Source organism: Lacisediminihabitans sp. (assembly GCF_036404185.1).
Taxonomy (GTDB): Bacteria; Actinomycetota; Actinomycetes; order Actinomycetales; family Microbacteriaceae; genus Lacisediminihabitans.
This window is the reverse complement of sequence record NZ_DASWPB010000060.1, coordinates 1-4,473: the sequence shown is the minus strand read 5'-3', so window position 1 is coordinate 4,473 and position 4,473 is coordinate 1. Positions and strand designations below refer to the sequence as shown.

The 4,473-nt window shown below is 68.5% G+C and carries 3 protein-coding genes; all 3 read left to right on the top strand.

What is annotated here, in order from left to right; all coding sequences use genetic code 11:
* Positions 1-59 precede the first annotated feature (59 nt).
* Positions 60-632: a TetR/AcrR family transcriptional regulator gene (locus tag VGC18_RS03325; RefSeq protein WP_331094205.1), complete on the top strand. Its 573-nt coding sequence runs from the start codon at positions 60-62 to the stop codon at positions 630-632.
* 3 nt (positions 633-635) lie between these two features.
* Positions 636-3,548, top strand: coding sequence for an MMPL family transporter (locus VGC18_RS03320; RefSeq protein WP_331094203.1), 2,913 nt, complete (start codon positions 636-638; stop codon positions 3,546-3,548).
* The coding region (locus tag VGC18_RS03315; protein ID WP_331094201.1) for a YhgE/Pip family protein at positions 3,545-4,473 on the top strand (929 nt) is incomplete at its 3' end. The genes VGC18_RS03320 and VGC18_RS03315, both read left to right, overlap by 4 nt.

Genomic DNA, 4,473 nt, shown 5'->3' with positions numbered 1-4,473 from the left:
AAACTGTCAAACTGACCGATCGGACAGTTTCTGACCGATCGGTCAGTTACGGTCGAAGCATGTCGACGTCATCCGAAGACCTGCGCGCGATCGCGCTCGCCGAATTCACCACCGCGGGGTATGCCGCGACCTCGCTGCATCGCATCGCCGACCTCGCCGGCCTGTCGAAGTCGAGTGTGCTCTACCACTACTCCTCGAAGGAGACCCTGCTCGAGGCGACCGTCTCTCCCGCGATCGAGCGCATGGTCCAGATCCTCGACGCGCTTGAGGCCAGCTCGCTCACGCCTGCGGGCCGCAGGGCGTTCCTCGAGGAGTTCGTCGACTTCATCCTGCAGTACCGCCGCGAGGTGAACATGTTCATCAACCAGGGGCCGTCACTCGTCGACGTGCCCGTCATCGACCGGGCCAACGACGTCGTGAAACGGCTCGCCGAGTTCTTCGCGGCCAACACCGCATCGATCGAAGAGAAGATGCGGTTCGGCATCGCCCTCGGGGGAGCCGCATACATGCTCTGCTCCCCGGAGTCGATGGCCTTCGATGCCGATCAGATCGACGAGGCGCGTGCCGCCCTTCTCACCATCCTCACGGAGCTCCTCTCCTCCGTGGGTGTCCCCGCGGGAAACGGAAAATAGGCAATGGCAACCCTTCTCTACCGGCTGGGCCGGTTCTCCTTCCGCCGCTCCTGGGTCGTCATCGGCGTGTGGCTGGCGCTGCTGCTCGGCATCCTCGGCGGCGGTCTCGCCCTCGGCGGCCAGACCCAGGAATCCTTCGCGATCCCGGGGACCGAGTCCCAGAACGCGCTCGACCGCCTCGAGGCGGTCTTCCCGTCCGTCGCGGGCGCGAGCGCGCAGGCCGTCGTCGAGGTGCCGAAGGGCGCATCCGTCAACGACGCCGCCTACAAGGCCGCGATCGAGAAGATGGATGCCGCCATCGGCACGATCAAGGGCGTCGACTCCGTCGTGGACCCCTACTCTCCCTATGCGGGCAACGCCATCACCAAGGACGAGAGGATGGCCCTCACCCAGGTGCAGTTCGACGGCTCCGTCGCCGACGTCTCCGCGTCAACCATCAAACAACTCAAGGCCACGGCCTCGGTCGGTGAGGATGCCGGGATGACGGTCGCGTTCGGCGGCCAGGTCTTCCAGGACAACTCCTTCGGCATCACCATCACCGAGGTCTTCGGGCTGCTGTTCGCCGCGGTCGTCCTCCTGATCACCTTCGGCTCGCTCGTGGCCGCAGGCATGCCGCTGCTCAGCGCGCTCATCGGCGTCGGCGTCGTCGTCGGGGGCATCACCCTGGTCTCCGCCTTCACCACGGTCTCCAGCACGGCGCCCCTGCTCGCCCTCATGATCGGCCTCGCGGTGGGCATCGACTACTCGCTCTTCATCCTGTCCCGACATCGAAACCAGCTCGCGGCGGGCGAGGACCCGGAGGAGTCCGCCGCGGTCGCCGTCGGCACGGCCGGAAGCGCGGTCGTGTTCGCCGGGGTCACGGTGATCATCGCCCTGCTCGGTCTGCTCGTCGTCGGCATCCCGTTCCTCAGCGTCATGGGCGTCGGTGCGGCCTTCGCCGTGCTCATCGCGATCGGGGTCGCGACGACCCTGCTGCCCGCCCTGCTCGGCCTCGCCAAGGGGCGGCTCACCCCGAAGCCCGGCTCCCGGGCCTACCGTCGCGCCATGGTGCACGACGAGGGGGCGAAGCCGACCATGGGCCTGCGCTGGGTGAAGGGCGTCATGAAGCGCCCCGTCCTCGCCACCTTCGCGGTCGTCGCCGTCCTCGGCACCCTCGCCATCCCCGCGCTGAGCCTCGACCTCAACCTCCCCGACGGCGCCTCGGAGCCCAAGGCTTCGACGCAGCACCAGGCCTACGAGATGATCAAGGACGGCTTCGGGGCCGGGTACAACGGCCCGCTCATCGTCGCCGTCGACATCACCCAGACGACGAACATCCAGGGTGACCTCGACTCGATCGGCAAGGAACTGAAGACCCTCGACGACGTCTCCTACGTCAGCCAGGGCATGCCGGACGCCGGCCTCGATACGGCGATCATCCAGGTCATCCCCTCGAGTGCGCCGGATGCGACCCAGACGAAGGCGCTCGTGCAGTCGATCCGCGACCTCGAGCCCGAGCTCAAGGCCACCTACGACACCCCGATCTCCGTCACCGGCACGACGGCCGTCGGCATCGACATCTCCAACCGGCTGTCGAGCGCGCTCATCCCCTTCGGCGCCATCGTCGTCGGCCTGTCGATCCTCCTGCTCATGATGGTCTTCCGCTCCGTGCTGGTGCCGATCAAGGCGGCGCTCGGCTTCCTGCTCTCGGTGATCGCCTCCTTCGGCGTCGTCGTCGCCGTCTTCCAGTGGGGGTGGCTCGGCAGCATCATCGGGGTGGAGCATCCCGGTCCCATTCTCAGCTTCATGCCGATCCTTCTCATGGCCGTGCTCTTCGGCCTCGCGATGGACTACGAGGTGTTCCTCGTGTCGGGAATGCGGGAAGAATACGTGCGGGGAGGCAATCCTCGCGAGGCGGTGGCGAAGGGCTTCGCCAACGGAGCCAGGGTGGTCACGGCCGCGGCACTCATCATGTTCTTCGTCTTCTTCGCCTTCGTGCCGGGGGGCTCTGGCACGATCAAGCCGATCGCCCTCGGCCTGGCCACCGGCATCGCCTTCGACGCCTTCCTCGTGCGGATGACGCTGGTTCCGGCCGTCATGACCCTGCTCGGACGGGCCGCCTGGTGGATGCCGAAGTGGCTGCAGCGACTGCTGCCGAACATGGACATCGAGGGCGAGCACCTGCGCGAGCACCGCGAGGCGATGGTCTGGACGCACGAGCAGCACGGCGCCGCCATCAGCGCCGAGGGCCTCCTCGCCGGGTCGGCGGAGCATCCGGTCGGCCCGATCGGGCTGTCCGTGCCGACGGGTGGTCTCCTGCTGCTCAGCGGGGATGCCGTCGACCGCCGGCTGCTCGTCGCGACTCTGGCCGGTCGGCTCGACCCCGTCGGGGGCCGCGTGCAGGTCGCCGGACATCCGCTGCCGTCCGAATCGGGCAGGGTGACCAGGCTGGTCGCGATGGGGGATGTCGGCGGGCTCGAACGCACCGAGACGACCGTCACCCTCGGTGAGCTCCTCTACGAGCGCCTGCGGCTGACCCAGCCCTGGTTCCGCATCGTGCGTCGACGCAGGCGGCTGGAACGCTGGATCGCGCGGATCAACGCCGCCATCGTCCAGGTCGCGCCCGGCGATGCCGTCGTCGTGAGCGAAGCCTCGTCGCTGGGCGAGCTGCCGCAGCGGGATCGGGCGATCGCGCTCGCGTCGATCGCGCTCGCGGAGGGCACCCCCGTGGTGGTGCTCGATCAGCTGGACACCTTTGCCACCGCCGGCGATGAGACGGCCTTCCTCACGGCCGTCTGCACGTTGGCGCCGGCCACCACCACGGTGGTGATCGGGACGCCATCGCCGATCAGGATCCCCCCGTCGCCGTCCGACGGCGGTCGGGCCATCGTCTCCCTCACCCTCACGTCGTTCGATTCCAGAGGAGTACTCCAGTGAGCCAGTCCGCTCCCGTCGCCGTCCGCAAGAGGTGGCTGCACTGGACCGCCATCGCGGCCGTCGCGCTCGTGCCGCTCGCCTTCGCCGGTCTCTTCGTCGGTGCGCTCTCGCAGGCGACGACGGCCATCGACCGCATTCCCGCCGCGATCGTCAACAGCGACAAGCTCGTCTACCAGACGGCCGCGGATGGGACGAAGTCACCGGTCTTCGCCGGACGCCAGCTGGTGACGGAGCTGACCGGCGGCAAGGCCGGCTTCGACTGGACCATCACCAACAAGGCGGATGCCGAGAAGGCCCTCGCGGACGGCTCCATCGACGCGATCCTCACCGTTCCGAAAGACTTCTCCTCGTCGATCCTCTCGCTGAACTCGGCGAATCCGAAGAAGGCCGATCTGGCCATCCACACGGACGACTCGCACAGCTACCTCACCGGGGCGGTCGCCCAGGTGGTCGGCGACAGCATGGTCAACGCCTTCGGCAAGGCCATCACCGAGCAGTACATCTCTGGCATCTACGCCAGCGTCGGCACGCTCGGCTCCTCGCTGAGCACGGCGGCCGACGGAGCGGGTGGCCTGGCAACTGGCGTGAGCGGACTCAGCACCGGGCTCGGTTCGCTCTCGAGCGGGGCGGCCTCAGCGGCGAGCGGCGCCTCGTCGCTGTCCAGCGGGATTGCCAAGTACACCGGCGGAGTGGACTCGTTGAGCGGGGGACTCGCGCGGCTGAACTCCGGAGCCGCCGGGCTCAGCCAGTTGAGCGGCGGGGTGACGGCGTACGCCGGTGCGGTGTCCGATCAGCTCACGCAGCTGTCGGACTCGCTCCAGCTGACCGATCCCGCCGCGGCCGCGCAGATCGCGGGCATCAACCAGCAACTCGTGCAGCCGGGCGGTGCCCAGCTCGCCCAGCAGACCTCCGCCGCGGTCTCCGG